Annotated in this window: 16 protein-coding genes; 6 read left to right on the forward strand and 10 right to left on the reverse strand. The window is 64.7% G+C overall.

The window, feature by feature from the left end; genetic code table 11:
• The first annotated feature begins 12 nt into the window (after positions 1-12).
• The 5 genes from LZ012_RS00635 to LZ012_RS00655 all read left to right on the forward strand — a co-directional run bounded on the left by LZ012_RS00635 (position 13) and on the right by LZ012_RS00655 (position 3,520).
• Positions 13-702 carry a YggS family pyridoxal phosphate-dependent enzyme gene (locus tag LZ012_RS00635; protein WP_275706479.1) on the forward strand — a complete coding sequence of 230 codons (690 nt, stop codon included), beginning with the start codon at positions 13-15 and terminating at the stop codon, positions 700-702.
• A complete protein-coding gene (gene proC, locus LZ012_RS00640) occupies positions 699-1,511 on the forward strand; it encodes a pyrroline-5-carboxylate reductase (protein WP_275706481.1) in 813 nt (270 codons plus the stop codon). Before LZ012_RS00635 ends, proC begins: the two co-directional genes overlap by 4 nt.
• Positions 1,511-2,044: a YggT family protein gene (locus LZ012_RS00645; protein ID WP_275706483.1), complete on the forward strand. Its 534-nt coding sequence runs from the start codon at positions 1,511-1,513 to the stop codon at positions 2,042-2,044. The genes proC and LZ012_RS00645 overlap by 1 nt, the downstream gene beginning before the upstream one ends.
• Positions 2,041-2,340 (forward strand): DUF167 domain-containing protein, encoded by a 300-nt coding sequence (locus tag LZ012_RS00650; RefSeq protein ID WP_275706485.1) that lies wholly within the window; start codon positions 2,041-2,043, stop codon positions 2,338-2,340. Before LZ012_RS00645 ends, LZ012_RS00650 begins: the two co-directional genes overlap by 4 nt.
• A gap of 91 nt (positions 2,341-2,431) precedes the next feature.
• Complete coding sequence (locus tag LZ012_RS00655; protein WP_275706487.1) at positions 2,432-3,520, forward strand: hypothetical protein; 1,089 nt, start codon at positions 2,432-2,434, stop codon at positions 3,518-3,520.
• Positions 3,521-3,586: 66 nt separating this feature from the next.
• Here the strand turns inward: LZ012_RS00655 and LZ012_RS00660 are convergent, their stop codons facing one another.
• From LZ012_RS00660 to LZ012_RS00680, 5 genes are read right to left on the reverse strand one after another with little or no spacing between them, the layout of a single operon-like run.
• On the reverse strand, positions 3,587-4,837 hold the full coding sequence (locus tag LZ012_RS00660) for a dihydroorotase (protein WP_275706489.1): 1,251 nt from the start codon (positions 4,835-4,837) through the stop codon (positions 3,587-3,589).
• Between the two features lie 2 nt (positions 4,838-4,839).
• Positions 4,840-5,799, reverse strand: a complete 960-nt coding sequence (locus LZ012_RS00665; protein ID WP_275706491.1) for an aspartate carbamoyltransferase catalytic subunit — start codon at positions 5,797-5,799, stop codon at positions 4,840-4,842.
• The gene (pyrR, locus tag LZ012_RS00670) at positions 5,792-6,301 is read right to left on the reverse strand and encodes a bifunctional pyr operon transcriptional regulator/uracil phosphoribosyltransferase PyrR (protein ID WP_275706493.1); all 510 of its coding nucleotides are present in this window, start codon (positions 6,299-6,301) and stop codon (positions 5,792-5,794) included. The genes LZ012_RS00665 and pyrR overlap by 8 nt, the downstream gene beginning before the upstream one ends.
• A complete protein-coding gene (gene ruvX / locus LZ012_RS00675; RefSeq protein ID WP_275706495.1) occupies positions 6,273-6,713 on the reverse strand; it encodes a Holliday junction resolvase RuvX in 441 nt (146 codons plus the stop codon). The genes pyrR and ruvX overlap by 29 nt, the downstream gene beginning before the upstream one ends.
• Positions 6,714-6,717: 4 nt before the next feature.
• Positions 6,718-7,278, reverse strand: coding sequence for a YqgE/AlgH family protein (locus LZ012_RS00680; RefSeq protein ID WP_275706498.1), 561 nt, complete (start codon positions 7,276-7,278; stop codon positions 6,718-6,720).
• A gap of 38 nt (positions 7,279-7,316) precedes the next feature.
• On the opposite strand from LZ012_RS00680, the gene LZ012_RS00685 reads away from it, so the two are divergent.
• Positions 7,317-8,729: a cryptochrome/photolyase family protein gene (locus tag LZ012_RS00685; RefSeq protein ID WP_275706500.1), complete on the forward strand. Its 1,413-nt coding sequence runs from the start codon at positions 7,317-7,319 to the stop codon at positions 8,727-8,729.
• An 8-nt stretch (positions 8,730-8,737) separates the two neighbouring features.
• Here the strand turns inward: LZ012_RS00685 and LZ012_RS00690 are convergent, their stop codons facing one another.
• Genes LZ012_RS00690 through LZ012_RS00710 form a run of 5 tightly spaced genes read right to left on the reverse strand, consistent with a single transcriptional unit; the run spans position 8,738 to position 17,923 of the window.
• Positions 8,738-14,467: an Hpt domain-containing protein gene (locus LZ012_RS00690; protein WP_275706503.1), complete on the reverse strand. Its 5,730-nt coding sequence runs from the start codon at positions 14,465-14,467 to the stop codon at positions 8,738-8,740.
• 22 nt (positions 14,468-14,489) lie between these two features.
• A complete protein-coding gene (locus tag LZ012_RS00695; protein WP_275706505.1) occupies positions 14,490-16,604 on the reverse strand; it encodes a methyl-accepting chemotaxis protein in 2,115 nt (704 codons plus the stop codon).
• Positions 16,605-16,643: 39 nt separating this feature from the next.
• Entirely contained in the window at positions 16,644-17,156 is a 513-nt protein-coding gene (locus tag LZ012_RS00700) for a chemotaxis protein CheW (protein ID WP_275706508.1), read from the reverse strand.
• A 4-nt stretch (positions 17,157-17,160) separates the two neighbouring features.
• Positions 17,161-17,526, reverse strand: coding sequence for a response regulator transcription factor (locus LZ012_RS00705; RefSeq protein WP_275706510.1), 366 nt, complete (start codon positions 17,524-17,526; stop codon positions 17,161-17,163).
• 22 nt (positions 17,527-17,548) lie between these two features.
• Positions 17,549-17,923 carry a response regulator gene (locus LZ012_RS00710; protein WP_275706513.1) on the reverse strand — a complete coding sequence of 125 codons (375 nt, stop codon included), beginning with the start codon at positions 17,921-17,923 and terminating at the stop codon, positions 17,549-17,551.
• Between the last annotated feature and the right edge of the window lie 55 nt (positions 17,924-17,978).

The following is a 17,978-nucleotide window of genomic DNA, read 5'->3' on the forward strand; positions in this document are numbered from 1 at the left end:
TCCAAAAGGATTATGAGCGCAATCGCCGACAACCTGCAAGCCGTGCAGGCCCGGATTTCCCACGCAGCAGCGGCTGTCGGCCGTTCACCGGAATCCGTGCGCCTGCTCGCCGTCAGCAAGACCTGGCCGCTGTCCTGCGTGGTCGATGCCGCCGAGGCCGGGCAACGCGCCTTCGGCGAAAACTACGTGCAGGAAGGCGTCGACAAGATTGCCGCCATCTCCGGGCGCCATCTGGAATGGCATTTCATCGGCCCGCTGCAGAGCAACAAGACCAAGCCGGTCGCCGAGCATTTCGACTGGGTGCATTCCATCGAACGGCTGAAGATCGCCGAACGCCTGTCGGCGCAACGGCCGACCTACCTGCGCCCGCTGCAGGTCTGCGTCCAGGTCAATGTTTCCGGCGAGGCGAGTAAAAGCGGCTGTACGCCGGACGAAGCGCTCGCCCTGTGCCGTGCCGTCGCCGCCCTGCCCGGCCTGCAGTTGCGCGGCCTGATGGCCATCCCCGAGCCGGTCGACGACCCACTCGCCCAGCGCCAGCCTTTCCGGCAATTGCGCCAACTGAGCGAGCAGATCCGGGCCGCCGGCCTACCGCTCGATACCCTGTCCATGGGCATGTCCCACGATCTCGAAGCTGCCGTGGCCGAAGGGGCGACCATCGTCCGCATCGGCACGGCCATTTTTGGTGAAAGAAACTACGCATGAAAATCGTTTTCCTCGGCGGCGGCAACATGGCCAATGCCCTGATCGGCGGCATGGTCAAGCAAGGCTTTGCGGCCACCGACATCGACGTCATCGACCTCGGCGCCGAAGCACGCGCCAAGCTGGCCGCCAGCTATGGCGTGACCTGCCACGCCGGCGCCGAAACCGCGCCGGCTTCGCCCGACATCCTGGTCCTCGCCGTCAAGCCGCAGCAGATGAAGGAAGCCGTCGCCCCGCTCGCGGGAAAGCTTGGCAATGCACTGGTCATCAGCATTGCCGCCGGCCTCGACATGGCGGCGCTGTCGCGCTGGTTGGGCGGCCATCGCACCATCGTCCGCTGCATGCCCAACACCCCGGCCCTGATCGGCGCCGGCATCACCGGCCTGTGCGCCCGGCCTGAAGTCAGCGCCGAACAGCGCGCTGCCGCCGACCGCGTACTGAAGGCCGTCGGCACCACGGTGTGGATCGACGACGAAGCGAAGATCGACGGCGTCACCGCCATTTCCGGCAGCGGCCCGGCCTATGTCTTCCTGTTCATCGAAGCCCTGCAGCAGGCCGCTGCCGAACTCGGCTTCACGCCGGAACAGGGACGCCAGCTGGCTATCGAGACCGTCCACGGTGCCGCCGCGCTGGCTGCCCTGTCGAGCGAGCCGGCCTCCACCCTGCGCGAGCGCGTCACATCCAAGGGCGGCACCACCGAAGCCGCGCTCAAGGTGATGGCCGAGAAGGGCGTCAAGGAAGGGATCGTCGCCGGCTGCAAGGCGGCCGAAGCGCGCGGCCAGGAACTCGGCAAAATCCTCGGAGCCGGCTGATGCAGGCCATCGCTTTCCTGCTCGATGCCGTCGCCAGCTTCTTCTGCACGCTGTTCCTGCTCCGTTTCATGATGCAGGCCATGCGCGTGTCGTTCGCCGGGCAGATCGGCGATTTCGTCGTCAAGCTGACCAACTGGGCGGTCAAGCCGCTGCGCAGCGTCATTCCCGGCATCGGCGGCTATGACTGGGCCAGCCTGCTCGCCGCCCTCGCCGTACAACTGGCCCTCTCTGGCGTGCTCATCGGCCTGGCCGGCCCGGCCCTCAACGCCGATGGCGGCACGGTCGCCCTGATGGTCCTGTGGTTCGCTGTCCGCGCCGTGCTGCGCCTCGCCGTGTACATCCTGATCGGCGCGCTGATCCTGCAGGCCGTGCTATCGTGGATCAACCCCTATTCGCCGTTGGCGGCACCGGCCTACCAGCTGACGCGCCCCATCCTCGACCCGATCCGCCGCATCCTGCCGACCATCTCCGGCATCGACCTGTCGCCGCTGGTCGCCATCCTGCTGCTGCAGGTCGCCCTGATGTTCCTGTGAGCGACTGGTATCGGGTAGCCGGCGACGGCCGCATCACCTTGACCCTGCACATCCAGCCCGGCGCGAAAAAGACCGAATTCGCCGGGCTGCACGGCGATGCCCTGAAAATCCGCCTCGCCGCCCCGCCGGTGGACGGCAAGGCCAACGACGCTCTGGTCAAGTTCATGGCCGAAACACTGGGCCTGACCAGATCGGCCGTCGTACTGAAAAGCGGCCAGGCTTCGCGGCGCAAGGTGCTGGAAGTCGTCGGCGCCGCGCCCACGGTCATCGCCGCCCTAGCCGCCACCAACGTCTGATTGGCGGCTGGGGCTGGCGCAGTTCATGCGCTATGCTGGAAAGGGAAGAGGTTAGCCCGGTGGCTGAAAACCTCCCCGAAAGGTCGCGCCCATGATCCCCTTTCTGCGCCTGCTGTGCCTTGCCTTGATGCTTGCTCTGGCAGGCTGCGCGACGCAGCCGCCGGCCCCGCTCCGGGCTCCGGCGCCGGTGCAGATCCCGGAGCAGGTCTGGCAACAGGTCGATCATGAAATCCTCGGCGAGGCGGTCGCCGCCAGAGCCCAGGCAACCAGCTTCGCCCGCCGGCAAATGGAACACTGGCGGCAACTGGCGGCGGATCGCGCCGAAACCGACTTCATCCCGTGGTTTTCCAGCTACACGACCCAGCAATGGTTGACCGTCAAAGTTGCCTGGTACAAGCTGAATGCGGGCGAAGGGGATAGCCAGGCGGAGGACCGGTTGGCCGCCTACCTGCAGGAACAGTATTACGAGCGGGTTCTCGCTCCGGTGGCTCGGGAAGTCGATCCCGTTTCGCTGGTCGGGCAATCGACCAAACTGTTCATCCAGCATCTGCGCCAGGGCCTGCGCCCCATCCCGTCACGCCATGGCATCCCGGAAGCGCAATTTGCCGAACGCCTCAACGGCATCCGGGCCATTGCCCTGAGTCCGCCACCGGCACCGGGCGCCTCCCTCAACGACATCGTAGCCACCGACCCGATCGATTCCCTGCCGGCTTACCTCGCCCTGCTCAAACGCATCCGCGAGGCCGGCAACAACGATGGCGTCGGCCTGAGCAAAACGCGGATATCGCCGGTCGCCCGCCGCATCAGCGAAAAGCTGCTCAACCAGCTGGCGATCAGCGGCGGTGCAGGCGCCACGTCGACACTGATCGGCGGTGTCGTCGGCTCGGTCATCTCGGTCGGCGCCGTGGCCCTGGGCGTCCTCTGGCACGAGGCCAAGCGCCAGGACATCGAAATCGCCCTGCGCGAAACCCTGAACGCCGCCCAGGACGACATGTGGAAAATTCTAATGGACGACCCCGACAGCGCGGTCAGCGCCGGCATTTACCACATCTTCGAGCAGATCGAAGGCAGCCTGCCGCAGACCGTCACGCACGCGATGACGCTCGACGCCCCGCCGCAGGCCATCCCGCTGCCGGAACCGCCCGTACCGGACCGCCAGGCGATGCCCGATGACAACTGAACGTGCCGCCAAAGCCCAATGAAAAACGGCGGGAAATCCCGCCGTTTCTTGCTCTCGGGCGAGAACTCAGCCCTGCTGATAGACCGTGCGGCCGGCCACAAGCGTCGTCCTGACCTTGCCGGTCATCATGTAGCCGGTCCATGGCGAATTCTTGCCCCGGCTCTTCAGGGCTTCCGGGGTCAGTTGCCAGGTGGCTTCCGGATCGAAGATACAGACATCGGCTACCGCCCCGACCGCCAGTTGCCCCGATGCCAGGCCGAGCACCTCAGCCGGGGCCGACGTGATGCGGGCCAGCGCCGTCGGCAGATCGACCCCGGCAGCTTCAGCCCATTTCAGGGTCAGCGGCAGCAGGACTTCGAGACCGGTGGCACCCGGCTTGGCTTCGCCGAAGGGCAGCAGCTTGTCGTCGGCGCCGACCGGCGTGTGGTCCGAGCAGATCGCCGCCCAGCCGGCGACGACGGCTTCCGACAAGGCCCGGCGGTCGCTCTGCGCGCGCAGCGGCGGGTTGAAGCGGGCATGCGGGTTAAAGAAGCCGATGTCGTTTTCGGTGAGCAGCAGATGGTGCACGCCGACGTCGCAGCTGATCGGCAGGCCGTCGTGCTGCGCCCGGTGCACCAGGGCCATGCCGGCCGCCGACGAGATGCGGGTCAGGTGCACGCGGCATCCGGTGTCGCGCACCAGCTGGATGATGGTGCCGATGGCGATGGTTTCGGCGGCGACGGGAATGCCGGCCAGGCCGAGACGGCTGGCCACTTCGCCTTCGTGCGCGATGCCGTTGCGCGCCAGCCAGTGGTCCTGCGGCTGCAACCAGACGGCAAAACCGAAGGTGGCAGCGTATTCCATGGCGCGCAGCAGCGCTTCGGTATCGACCACCGTCTTGTTGGCCTGCGAAAAGGCCACGCAGCCGGCTTTCTTAAGGCCGGCCAGCTCGGCCAGGCGTTCGCCGTTGAGGCCCAGGGTCAGGGCACCGAGCGGCAGGACGCGCGCCTTGCCGATTTCCTTGGCGCGATGCACCAGGCGGTCGGCCAGTTCCGGCTCGTCGAGCGGCGGATCGGCATCCGGCGGCACGACGACGCTGGTCACGCCGCCAGCGACGGCGGCGGCCAGTTCGGCTTCGATGGAATTCAGGCGGGCGCCGAGGTCGATCAAGCCGGGGCACACCACGCAGCCAGTTGCGTCGATGCTCTGTTCGGCGACAAAACCGACGGGAGGTTCGCCGATACCGGCCACCTTGCCACCGGCGATGTACAGCGCAGTGCGGCGGTCGACGCCGTTCTTCGGATCGATGACGCGGCCGTTCTCAATAACGATGTTCATGTTCAGTTCCCTGCAACGATGCTCATGACGGCCATGCGAACCGCGATGCCGAAAGTGACCTGGGGCAGGATCACGGCCTGCTCGCCGTCAGCCACGGCGGAATGGATCTCGACGCCCCGATTCATCGGCCCCGGGTGCATCACGATGGCGTCCGGCTTGGCCAGCGCCAGCTTCTGCGGCGTGAGGCCATAGTGGCGGAAGTACTCGCCGGCCGACGGCAACAGCGCGCCGCTCATCCGTTCGTTCTGCAGGCGCAGCATGATGACCACGTCACAATCCTTGAGGCCTTCGTTCATGTCGTGGAAGACATGCACGCCGAGCTTGTCGAGATGCTTGGGCAACAGGGTTTCCGGACCGATGGCGCGGACTTCCGGCACGCCCAGCGTGGTCAGCGCGTGGATGTCGGAACGGGCGACGCGCGAATGCAGGATGTCGCCGACGATGGCGACGCGCAGTTGCGTGAAGTCCTTCTTGTAGTGGCGGATGGTGTACATGTCGAGCAGGCCCTGCGTCGGGTGCGCGTGGCGGCCGTCGCCGGCATTGACCACATGCACGTCGTCGCGGCCGATGCGTTGTAGGTGCTCGGCGATCAGAAAGGGCGCGCCGCTCGAGGCGTGGCGCACGACAAACAGGTTGGCATGCATGGCCACCAGATTGTCGATGGTGTCGAGCAGGGTTTCGCCTTTGGCCGTCGATGACTTGTTGATGTCGAGGTTGATGACGTCGGCCGACAGGCGCTTGGCGGCGATTTCGAAGGTGGTGCGGGTACGCGTCGAATTTTCGAAAAACAGGTTGAAGACGCTCTTGCCGCGCAGCAGCGGCACCTTCTTCACGTCACGGGCCGAAACCTCCATGAAGGAAGCGGCGGTATCGAGGATCTGGGTCAGGATGCCCTGGGGCAGGCCTTCGATGGACAGCAGGTGGGCGAGTTCGCCGTTCTTGTTCAACTGCGGGTTATGCATGCTCCAGCCTCCAGGCGAGTTGACCGTCATCCTTGCGTTCGAGAACCAGGCTCTGCCCCGCGCCGAGCGGGACATCCCAGATGCCGTAGGTGGCGGCCACCGGCAACTCGCGACCGCCACGGTCGGCGAGCACGGCCAGTTCGACGGCCGCCGGGCGACCGTAGTCGAACAGCTCGTTGATGGCAGCGCGCGTCGTGCGGCCGGTGTACAGCACGTCATCAACCAGGATGATGTGGCGCCCTTCGACATCGAAAGGAATCACCGTCGGCCGGCATTGCGGATGCAGGCCCTTGGCCGAAAAATCGTCGCGGTAGAAGGAAACGTCGATCAGTCCGACATCGTCGGCCAGACCGAGCAATTCCTTCAGGCGCTCGGCGATCCAGGCGCCGCCGCTGTAAATGCCCACCAGCGCTGGATTCTTGGACAGTTGCGGACGGATCAGGTCGGCCAGCTGGCGACACTGGGTCTCGGCATCAGGCAGAGGGTTGGGTAGGGATGGCATGCTGCGCACTTTCGAACCAGGTTTGGAGAATGAGTTGGGCGGCCACCGCATCGAGTAGCGGTTTGGCGGTCTTGCTGTTGCGGCCGGTTTCGCGCAGGCGCGCTTCGGCATCGAGCGAAGTCAAACGCTCATCGGCGTAGGAAACCGGCAAATTGAAGCGCCTTACCAGACGTTCGCCAAATTTGTTGGCCAGCCGGGTCATTTCGTGCGGCGTGCCGTCGGCATGGGTGGGCAGGCCAACCACCAAGCGCTCCGGCTGCCATTCGGCAATCAACTTGCCGATGGCGGCAAAGCGATCGTCGTTCGATTCGGCATGGATGACGGTCAACGGATGGGCGCTGCCGAGCAGGGTTTCGCCGGTCGCCACGCCGATGCGTTTTTCGCCGAAGTCGAAGGCTAAGACCGTCCCCACGAGTTCAGGCGTGTCCGGCTACGTCGGAAAGTTGGGTAAAGCTGATGCCCAGTTTCTGCATCGCGGCCGGCAGGCGTTCCTCCGGCGGCAGATCGAACAGGATGCTGGCCTTGGCCGGCACCGTGAGCCAGGAATTCTGCGCGAGTTCATCCTCGAGCTGGCCGGCATCCCAGCCAGCGTAACCGAGCGAAATGAGGATTTCCGACGGCATGCCGTCCTTGCCGACCGAACTGAGCACGTCGCGCGAACTGGTGAGCCCGACATCGCCATTGACCGCTAGTGTCGATTGCCAGTGGCCGATCGGCCGATGCAGCACGAACCCGCGATCGAGTTGCACCGGACCGCCGAAATAGACCGGTAGGTTGGCCAGGCTGTCGGCTTCCAGCTTGATGTCGATCTTTTCGAACAGCCCGGCCACGTTCATGTCGATCGGGCGATTGACGATGATGCCGAGCGCGCCGTTCTCGTTATGTTCGCAGACATAGACCAGCGCATTGGAAAAATAGGGATCTTCCAGCGTCGGCATGGCTATCAGGAAGTGGTCGGTCAGGTTGACGTTGTCCATAAGTAGAATTTTAATCGCCGGTGGGGTACAAACCAACCATGAACCACGAAAAAGCCTTGGTCTGGTTCCGCCGCGACCTGCGTGATCACGACCACGCCGCCCTCAGCGCGGCCCTGAGCAATGCCCGGCAAGTTTATTGCGCATTCGTTTTCGACACCGACATTCTCGATACGTTGCCTTCGCGCCGAGATCGGCGCGTCCATTTCATCCGCGACTCGCTGGCCGAGCTCGATGCGGCGCTACGCGCCCGGGGCGGTGGACTGATCGTTCGCCACGGCCGGGCGGTGGACGAAATCACGGCCCTCGCCGCCCGGCTGGGCGTGGCCGCTGTTTTCGCCAATCGCGATTACGAACCGGCCGCCAAGGCGCGCGACGCGGCGGTCACTGAAGCCCTGGAACAGCGCGGTATCAGTTTCCACACCAGCAAGGATCAGGCGATTTTTGATGGCGACGAGGTCCTGACCCAGTCCGGCAAGCCCTACACGGTATTCACGCCGTACAAGAACGCCTGGCTGAAACGGCTCACCCCGACCGACCATGCCGAATGGCGCTGCGCCGGGCAACTGGCCGGGGGAGAAAATGCTGGGGTACCGACGCTGGAACAGATCGGCTTCGTCCCCGCCGATCTCAACCAAATAGGCATCCGCCCCGGCATGTCCGGCGCCCGGGCCTTGTGGGATGACTTCCGTGCCGGGCGCATCGCACGCTATGGTCAGCTGCGCGACTTCCCTGCGATCAAGGGCGTGTCGTACCTGTCGGTCCATCTCCGCTTCGGCACTGTATCAATCCGAGAACTGGTGCGCACGGCGCTGGCCGAGGAAGCCGGTACCTGGCTCAACGAACTGATCTGGCGCGACTTCTATTTCATGATTCTCGACCATTTCCCACAGGTCGTCGGCCATGCCTTCAAGGCGGAGTACGACGCCATCCGCTGGGTAGACTGGCCGGCCGGATTTGCCGCCTGGCAGGCGGGGCGCACCGGCTACCCGCTGGTCGATGCCGCCATGCGCCAATTGAACCATTGCGGCTGGATGCACAACCGCCTACGCATGGTCGTCGCCTCCTTCCTGACCAAGGATCTCGGCATCGACTGGCGCTTGGGCGAACGCCATTTCGCTGAGCAACTCAACGATTTCGACCTGTCGGCCAACAATGGCGGCTGGCAGTGGGCGGCATCGAGCGGCTGTGATGCCCAGCCCTACTTCCGCATTTTCAATCCGGTCACCCAGTCGGAAAAATTCGACCCGGAAGGCAAGTTCATCCGCCGCTACGTGCCGGAACTGGCAGCGGTCCCCAACAAGTACATCCACGCCCCGTGGACCATGGGGCGCCTCGAACACGAAGCGATCGGGTTGGTGATCGGCCGAGACTACCCGGCACCGATCGTGGACCACAAAAAGGCCAGGGACGAAACCCTGGCCCGTTATTCGGTAGTCAAGAAAGTGGCCTGACCAGCCGCTCAGTGAGTCCGGTGCGACTGGGTATAGCCGGCGACCAGATCAAGCAGCTCGGCTTCGTCGTAAGGCTTGCCGAGATAGTGGTTGGCCCCGATTTCCAGCGCGTAGTTGCGGTGCTTGTCGGCCGTCCGCGACGTGATCATGATCATCGGCAAGCCACGCAGGCGTTCGTCGGCGCGGATGTTGCGCACCAGATCAAAGCCGTCCATGCGCGGCATTTCGATGTCGGACAGGACCACGTCCGGCATCACGTCGATCAGTTGCTCCAGCGCATCGACGCCATCCTTGGCCAGGATCACCTGATAGCCTTCGCGCATCAGCAGGCGGCTGGTAATCTTGCGCACGGTCAGCGAATCGTCGACCACCATCACGGTGGGCAGGCTTTCCGTTTCGGAAACCGCCGGCTCCACCGCCACTGGAACGGTGGACTGCACGCTGACCACCGGCGAGCGGCTGGCCAGGGCGACCGGATTCAGGATCAGCACAACGCGGCCATCGCCGAGCACGGTGGCGCCGGCGATACCGACCACCCGCGCCAGCTGCGCGCCGATATTCTTGACCACGACTTCCTGGTTGCCTTTCAGCTCATCGACCAGAACCGCTACGCGTTGGGAACCTGAACGCAGCAGCAGCACCCAGTATTGACGATGGGCTTCGGGCACCGCCTCGGCATCGCCGAGCAGATGCGGCAGAAAATGGAAGGGATAGCGATTGCCCTGCCAGTTGACCTCACTCTGCTCGCGAATGGCGGTCAGCCCCTTTTCCTTCATTTCCATGACCTGCTCGATCATGGTCGACGGCACCGCATACAGGTGGCTGCCGGCCCGCACAAGTAACGTCTGGGTCACCGCCAGGGTCAGCGGCAGATAGAGGCGGAAAGTCGTCCCCTTGCCGGCTTCGGACAGAATTTCGATACGGCCGCCGAGCTCGGACACTTCGGTCTTGACCACGTCCATACCGACGCCGCGGCCGGCCAGTTGGGTCAGTTCGGCCGCCGTCGAGAAACCGGGCTGGAAGATGAAGTCGTACAAGCCGGCCTCATCGATCGGCTGTCCCGGCTGGAGCAGGCCCATGGCCTCGGCGCGGGCGCGGATACGCGCGCTGTCCAGCCCCTTGCCGTCATCGGACATGGCGAGAATGATTTCGTTGCCTTCCTGGGCCAGCTTGATGGTGATTTCACCGACCTCCGGCTTGCCGGCTGCCTGACGTTGCTCGCGCGTCTCGATACCGTGGGCGACGGCGTTGCGCAGCATGTGTTCGAGCGGCGCCAGCATCTTGTCGAGCACCGAACGATCGATATCGACCTGGCCCCCAACGATGTCGAGGTTGGCACGCTTGCCCAGTTCCTTCGCCGTCTGGCGCACGATGCGGTAGAGCCGTTCGGTCTGGCTGGCGAAGGGCAGCATGCGCACGCCCATCAGCTCCTGCTGCAGGCTGCGGTTCAGGCGCGACTGGGCGAGAATGGCCGCATTGGCGTCGTCGAGGTTCTTGAGCAGGTTCTGCTGGACCGTCGCCACGTCGTTGACCGACTCGGCCATGAAGCGGGTCAGTTCCTGGAAGCGGGTGAAGCGGTCCAGTTCGAGCGGGTCGAAATCGACCTCACCGTCCGGGGTATGGGCGACCCGTGCCTGGATCTGCGTTTCGGCCTGGATTTCGATTTCCCGCAACTGGCGGCGCAGGCGAATGACGTTTTCCGTCAGTTCGAGCAGCGAGCCTTTCAGGCTGCGCATTTCGCCTTCGATCCGCGTCCGGGCAATGGACAATTCGCCGGCCTCGTTGACCAGCCGATCGACCAGGTCGGCACGCACCCGCAAGGTGGCGCGCTGGCCCGCGGCATCGCTTTCTGCTTCGCCTTCGGCTACCGCCGTCGGCTGTACGGCGACCGCTGCGGCGACCGGCACTTCGCCGGCTTCGGCCGGAACTGGCGTACCGACGGGCACCGCTTCATGCGGCCCTTCGCGCAGACGCTCGACCGCCTGGGCCAGCATGTCGCAGCCAGACTCGATTTCCTCGATAAAGGCTGGCGACGCCGAACCGGCGCGTATGGCCTCCTCGACCCGGGCTTCCAACATGTGCGTCGCTTCGCCGAGGTTCATCGCCCCGGCCATGCGGGCGCTGCCTTTGAAGGTGTGCAACAGGCGGGCGATACCGTGCGCCGCCGCCTGGCTCGCCGGATCGGCACGCCAGGCGCGCAGTTGCGTCGTCAGGTCGCGCGTCAGGTCAACCGCTTCTTCCAGGAAGATAGGCAGCAGTTGTTCGTCAAGCTCGTCCGTCAGATGCGGCAGCGCGGGCGCCGGAGTCGGCTGGGCAGCCGGTTCGGGCGTTGCCTCGGTCTCCGCCACGGCGCTGACGGTACCCGGCAGCTGGATGATCTCGGCGCTCGCCGGCTCGGCGATTTCCTCGAGCACCGGCGCGGGGTGGAAAACATCGCCCAGCGCGTCGATCAATTGCGCCTGCTCGCCCGGTTCCTCCTGACGAGCAAGCCCGTCGAACATGTCCTCGAGTGTGATGATGGTCTGGCGCACCGTCTCCAGGCCCTCGATGCTGGCCGGGTGGGCCGAGCCGTCCCGACGCAGCAGGGCATGCTCGAGCGCGATGGCCAGATGATGGATGGGCATCAGGCCGACCGTCGCCGCGATGCCGCCCAGCGTGTGCGCGGCGCGGGTCATGTCGAAAGTGGTGGGGCCGGCCGGATCGACCTCCAGGAGGCCATAGCTATCGACTAGCGTCTGCAGGTGGCCGCGCGCCTCTTCGCGGAAAATGTCGTATAGCGTCGGCGAGGCCGTCACGGTCGGCGGCAAGTCCGCCGCGACGACTTCCTCGGCGACTTCTGTAGCCGGTTCTGCAAGGACTTCTGCTGGCACCTCCTCAACGACCGCTTCTTCAACGACCTCTTGGCGCGGCTCCTCGGCCAATCCCGGCAATTCGGTGAGTTCCAGTTCTTCGCACACCGGGGCCTGCTCGGTGCTTGCCTCCGGCACGGCTTCGCCCACAACGGCCTCGTCCTGTGCCGGCGCAAAGTCGGGGAAGGAAATTTCAAATCCATCGATCGGCGACGGCGTTGCCGCCGGCTCGTCCGGCAGCGCGGGCTCCAGCAACAAGTCGTCGCCAGCCACTTCGGCCACTGCCGGCGCTTCTATGGACAGATCGGATAGATCGAACAGCGGCTCGGCTACCGAAATGGCCTTCTCGGTTGCCGGCTCGACAGCCTCAAACGCCTCGACAACAGGCTCGATGGCAGACTCGGCAATGGCTGCAACGGCGAGTGCCGGCTCCGCGGCAACGGCGGCCGGTGCGGCCAGCGGTTCGGCCCCGCGCAGGCGGCCGGCCAGGGCCACCACGGCCGAGGCATCGGGCGCCCGCCCTTGGCCGCTGGCCAGATGAAGCACCCAGGCTGAGAACAGGGCGTGCTCTTCCTCGATCATCTGCATCAGATCCGGGGTCGCCCATTGATCCTGACGCAACCACAGATTGAGCGTCTGTTCGAGCTCCCAGGCCGCTTCGCCCAGATCATTCAAGCCGACCATTCGGCCGCTGCCCTTCAGGGTGTGGGTATTGCGGCGTATCGTCGTCAACGCCTCGACGTTGTGCGGGTCGGCAACCAGCGCCGCCTTCTGCTCGCCCATGGTGGCCAGCACTTCCTCGGCTTCCTCGAGGAAGATGGACAGCAGTTCGGCGTCGATCTCCTCATGGCTCGACTCGGCCAGCTGCTGGGTTTCGGCCGACGGTTGCAGCAGTTCCGGCTCCTGCGGCTTGAGCGCCGCCAGCGCGGCATCGACCTGCCCACTGCCCAGATCGCCGGTCTTCAGCGCTTCCAGGGCAGCCTTGGCGCTTTCGCCGAGTTCGTGATTGGCGACCAAATCGGCATCCTGCTGGATGGCCTTGAGGTTTTGCTTGAGTTCTTCCTGCAGGCGCTCGTCCTGCGGCGCCTCCTTCAGCGCTTCGACCAGGGCCTGGGTATCGCGCGCCTGGCGGGCCAGTTCGGATTCAACGCTGACCGTCGGCTCGGGCGCCGCCAGTTCTTCGTCATCCTCTTCCGGCGCTGCGGTCTCGCCCTGCAGGCGCGCCACGAAGGCATCGAAATCGGTTTCGCCGCTGGGCAGGGCATCGACGAAGAAACCCAGCGTCGACAGCTGACCGGCGACATTCTCGAAATCCTCCGCCGCGTGCGCCGAACCGGGCGCGGCCAGGGCATGTATCTGCGCGACACAGGCCGTCACGCTGGCTGCGGCGCTGAGGTGACCGAGCATGGCCAGGGCACCGGCCGTCTGCTTGAGCGGACCGTCGAGGAGCGCCAGATCGTGTTCGCCGGACGGGTCACGGAAGAAGGCGTCGAGCGCCTGCTCGACCTGGGCCAGATTGTTCTGGATTTCGCGGGCGACCTGGCTGATCAGCAGTTTTTCCTGGGCCCGCCGCGTCATTTCGTCGAGCACGGGCATCGCCGCATCGGCCGCCGGCTTGCCGGCAATACAGGCATACAGGCGGGCCACCATCAGGTCCACCTGCTGGGCAAAATCGGTCCCCAGACGCTTGAAGCTCTCCTGCGCGTTCTGCAGCAGCAGGATGGCAGTCGCCACTTCCATGGCCACCGTATCGCCGAATCGGGAAACATCCTCGGTGAGCCAGTTGGCCACCGCGCCCAGGCCCTGCCCGAGGCGCTTGAGATCGGTCTGGCCGATCTCTTCGGTCAGCGCCGCGACGGCGCGGGCCTGCTCGCCGAAGGCCGGCAGGCCGGCCGTGCTGCCGGAAGAACAGACCCGGTTCCACTGCTCTTCGACGGCAGTCAGGATTTCGCGCAGGCGGCGCAATACTGCATCCTGCGGCTGGAGGCCGGCGGCCGCATCCGGCGCCGGCAACTGGGACGGCAGGCCGAAGGTGGATTGCACCGCGGATACCACGCCGCCAGCATCCCCCGTCGCCTGGGCCACGTGATAGAGGGCCTCGCGCATCAGGCGCTCGGCCAGACTGTTCGAGCCTTCGAGCAGACGGCGGATTTGCTGATCGATACGGGCACTGACCTGACGCACCGAACCGTCGGTATTGACGGCCGGATCCTTCAGGGCTTCGATGAAGGCCAGCGCCGTCCACCAGAAGGAACGCGCCGCCTGGGTTTCCTGAGTGGCCTCGATATTGGTCAGGGCGTCCATCATCAACTGGCGCCCGGCTTCGGCCTGGTCCGGCTTAGTCAGCCAGCTGAGCAGGCCCTTCTGATAGCGGCTGCGCTCGGTCTTCAACACCTGGCGCAAATCATCCGGCGTCAGTTTGGGCGTCGCGGCCAGCCGCTTGGGCGGACGCAGCGAGAGATCGGGGAAGAACAGATCGCTGGCCCGCGCCGTCGGAATGCCGCGCGCCTGCGCCAGGCCCAGATAGACCGGCAACAAGCGCAGCGGCTGGTTCGGCTCGCCGGCCATCAACTCGTCGAGATAGGTACGGATACCGGCCATCGCCTGACGAACCGCGGCCACCACCGGCTCGTCCACCGTCCGGCTGCCATTCTCGAGGGCATCAAGCAGGCTTTCCAGCGACTCGGTGACCTGCGTCAAGCCATCCAGGCCAATGATGGACAGGGCGCCGTGCACCTGGTGCACGTGCGTGCGGCAGAACTTGAGCCGGGTGACATCGGTTTCGGCAACGTACTGGCCGAAGGCCTCTTCCGCACGTTCCAGCGCCAGATCAATTTCACCCTTGACCCAGGTGAGGGGACCCAAATCGAATTCAGTTGCCGCGTTCATAGTCTCTCGTGATCGATGTGCGTCAATCAACCTTGAAGCCGGCGACGGAACCCTTGAGTTCGGAAGCCAGTGCGGTCAGTTCATCGACGGCCTCGGCCGTACGCTGCGTACCGGCCGTGGTTTGTTCGGTGACGTTCAGGATGTCCTGCATCAGACGCGCCACCTGGCTGGCGGAGTCGGCTTGGCTCTGCGTCGAGCTGGAAATGTCCTGAATCAGGTCAGCCAGATCGCGCGACACTTGGCCGATTTCGGACAGCGCCTGACCGGCGGCGTCGGACAGCTTCGCCCCCTCGACCACCCCGCGCGTCGATTGTTCCATGGCTGACACCGCATCCTGGGTGTCAGTCTGAATGGTCTTCACAATCGCCGCAATCTGCTTGGTCGCTTCGGCCGAACGTTCGGCCAGTCGCTGCACTTCCTCGGCAACCACCGTGAAGCCGCGGCCCGCGTCGCCGGCAGAAGCCGCCTGGATGGCCGCGTTCAAGGCCAGAACGTTGGTCTGTTCGGTAATGTCCGAAATCAGTTCCACGATTTCACCGATCTCCTGCGAGCTTTCGCCGAGACGCTTGATCCGCTTCGAGGTTTCCTGGATCTGGTTGCGGATTTCGTTCATGCCCTTGATCGAGTCTTCCACGGCCTGCGTACCCTTTTCGGCGGCCATCAGCGACTGGCGGGCAACCTGGGCGGACTGCGTGGCATTGCTCGACACCTCCGTCATCGAACGGGCCATTTCCAGCGCCGACTCGCCGGCTTCCTTAATCTCGACCGACTGCCGTTCGGCAGCGTCGAGCAGTTGCGCCGAGTTCAGGCGGGCGATTTCGGTGGCGGCAGTCACGCGGTTCGCCGCATCGTTGATCCGGCCGACCAGCACGCGCAGTTCTTCAATCGTGTAGTTGATCGAGTCGGCGATGGCGCCGGTAATGTTTTCGCTCACCGTGGCGGTCACGGTCAGGTCGCCGTCGGCTAGATCGCCGAGTTCGTTCATCAGGCGCAGAATGGCGTCCTGGTTGTCGCGGTTGGTCTGGTCCGAAGCCTGGCGCTGCTGTTCGGCGGCGGCCGCACGGCGCTCGGTATCGTCGAGGTAGATCTTGGCGAGCAGGGCCAGCGTTGCCACGGCGGCCACAGTCAGGAGAACCAGGAAGACGATATACAGGCCGCGCCCCGCAGCGCCTTCCTGATAGCCCTGCACCAGGTTGTCGGTAGCCTTCAGCAGGTCTTCGCTGCCGCGGAAAATGCGCGAACCGGCCTGCTTGGAGAGGACCAGCGGCTGCATGTTGCCGAGAATGCTGGCAATGGCGCCCTGGTATTCCTTGAAGGCGGCGTCCAGTTCTTCCAGCTTGCCGCGCATGTCGGAATCGCCGCCGCCCTTGCCCAGGCCGGCCAGGATGTCGCGGAAGGCATTGGTATCCTTGCCGAGCAGGAAGGCGACTTCCGGGTTGATTTCGTCGCCGACGAGCAGGGCCGAAGCGTTCTTGGCGATCCGCTGCGTCAACATCACCAGCTGGTTGGCGTTGGCGATATCGCGTGAGCTGGCGCCGGACTGCAGCTTCAGGGTGGCGATCTGCTCGGTCAGTTCGAGCATGGCAGCGTTGTTGTTGTCGATGGTGGCGACGTTCTTGCCCAGCGCGATCAGGTTCTTTTCCTGGCCGATCACCGTTTCGGCGTTCTTGTCGGTCGGTTCCCACAGCTTGGTCAACTCGTCGAGCTGCGGGCGTACGCCGTCGGGCGAGGCCGGCACGCCGACGCCACCGACTTCGCCGCCGTTGGCCAGGGTGTCGAGCAGCTTGCCGAAGGTTTCGCGGGAATCCTTCAACTGGGCGAAGGCCACGGCGTTACCCTGCAGGGCGAGCGACGATGCCTTGGCCAGTCGTTGCGAGAGCATGCGCATTTCGCCGGAGGCTGCGACGTAGGCCGTGTTGTGGGCCGATTCGCGGTTGTCGCGGAAGACGAGGATGGCGATCAGCAACAGCAGCAGCACGAAGATGCCGCCCAACGTCTTCATCTGCTGGACGACGGGCTGCCCGGCGAGGAAAGCCGGCAGCGGCATTTTCGCCGGCATCATCTCGGCCGAAACGGTCATCGGCGCACCGGCATTGCCGGCGGCGCCCATCTTGGGAAACTTGAAGCCAAAAGCCATGGAACTCCTCCACTAGGGGGGTGGGGCTAAGACCCTCTGTCAGACCCCGATACTCATGAAATCATGATCGGCCAGCAATTCACGGACCGACAATTTGCGCCAGATTTTTCCATGCGTATCGGCAAAACGCTGTTGCCCCCAGGCCGGCATCGCTGCATCGGACGGCTCGGGCGTAAAGTCTTCAGGATTTTTAAGACCCAGCATACGCGACACCAGCAGCGCCGCGTTGATGCCGTAGCGCGCGCCAACCAGCAGCAAACGGGCGTTGGCATTCTGGACGATAGGCTGGCCGCCACGGAACACCGAGAAATCGCTGACCGCGTGCAGGTTGCCGCGGATGTTCGAAATGCCGACGAACCACGGGCGGGTCAATGGAACGGGGGTCAGTTGCGACGCCTGGACGATCTCGCCGCCATCGGACAGATCGACCAGCCAGGCCTCGCCGCCTGCCTCGATCCCAAGCCAGGATGCGGCGCCCTTGCCCTTGGCCGCCTGACTCAAGCGCGTCGCCAGGTATTCCTGGAAATCGCGAAGACTGGTCTTCCGGGCCATCGGGCTATGGCAACGCAGCGATGCGTTGCAACAGCTCTTCCGGATTCAGCGGCTTGACGAGGTAATCGATCGCCCCCTGCCGCAAGCCCCAGATCTTGTCGGTCTCCTGCCCCTTGGAGGTGCAGACGATGATGGGAATGCCCTTGGTGTCGTCGTCGCGGGTCAGGGTGCGGGTCGCCTGGTAGCCGTTCAGGCCGGGCATCACGACATCCATCAGGATCAGGTCCGGCTTGGTGGCCTTGGCCTTGGCGATCCCTTCTTCGCCGTTTTCTGCGGTAGTGACCTGATAACCGGCCTTGGTCAGCAGATCGACCGTAAAAAAGCGCTCGGTAGGCGAGTCATCGACAACGAGAATATTCTTGACGGGCATTTCTTCTTCCTGAGCTACGTATCTACGAATTAGCTGCTGCTTCGGGCGGCAGCGCGAAGGTGGCCACCGTCTGCAACAGACTGTCTTTGGTGAATGGTTTGGTGAGGTACTGGTCGGAGCCGACCATGCGGCCGCGGGCGCGGTCGAACAGGCCGTCCTTGGACGACAGCATGATCACCGGGGTGGCCTTGAAGCGGGCATTTTTCTTGATCAGCGAACAGGTCTGGTAGCCATCGAGGCGCGGCATCATGATGTCGCAGAAGATTACGCTGGGCTGGTGGTCGGCGATCTTGGCCAGGGCATCGAACCCGTCTTCGGCCAGCACGACCTGGCAGCCGGCCTGGACGAGAAATATCTCGGCGCTGCGCCGTATCGTGTTGCTGTCGTCAATTACCATGACCTTGACGCCACGCAGTCTCGACAAATCAGTCAATTTACCAGTCCCCTCGGCC

Source organism: Dechloromonas hankyongensis (genome assembly GCF_022012295.1).
Classification (GTDB): Bacteria; Pseudomonadota; Gammaproteobacteria; order Burkholderiales; family Rhodocyclaceae; genus Azonexus; species Azonexus hankyongensis.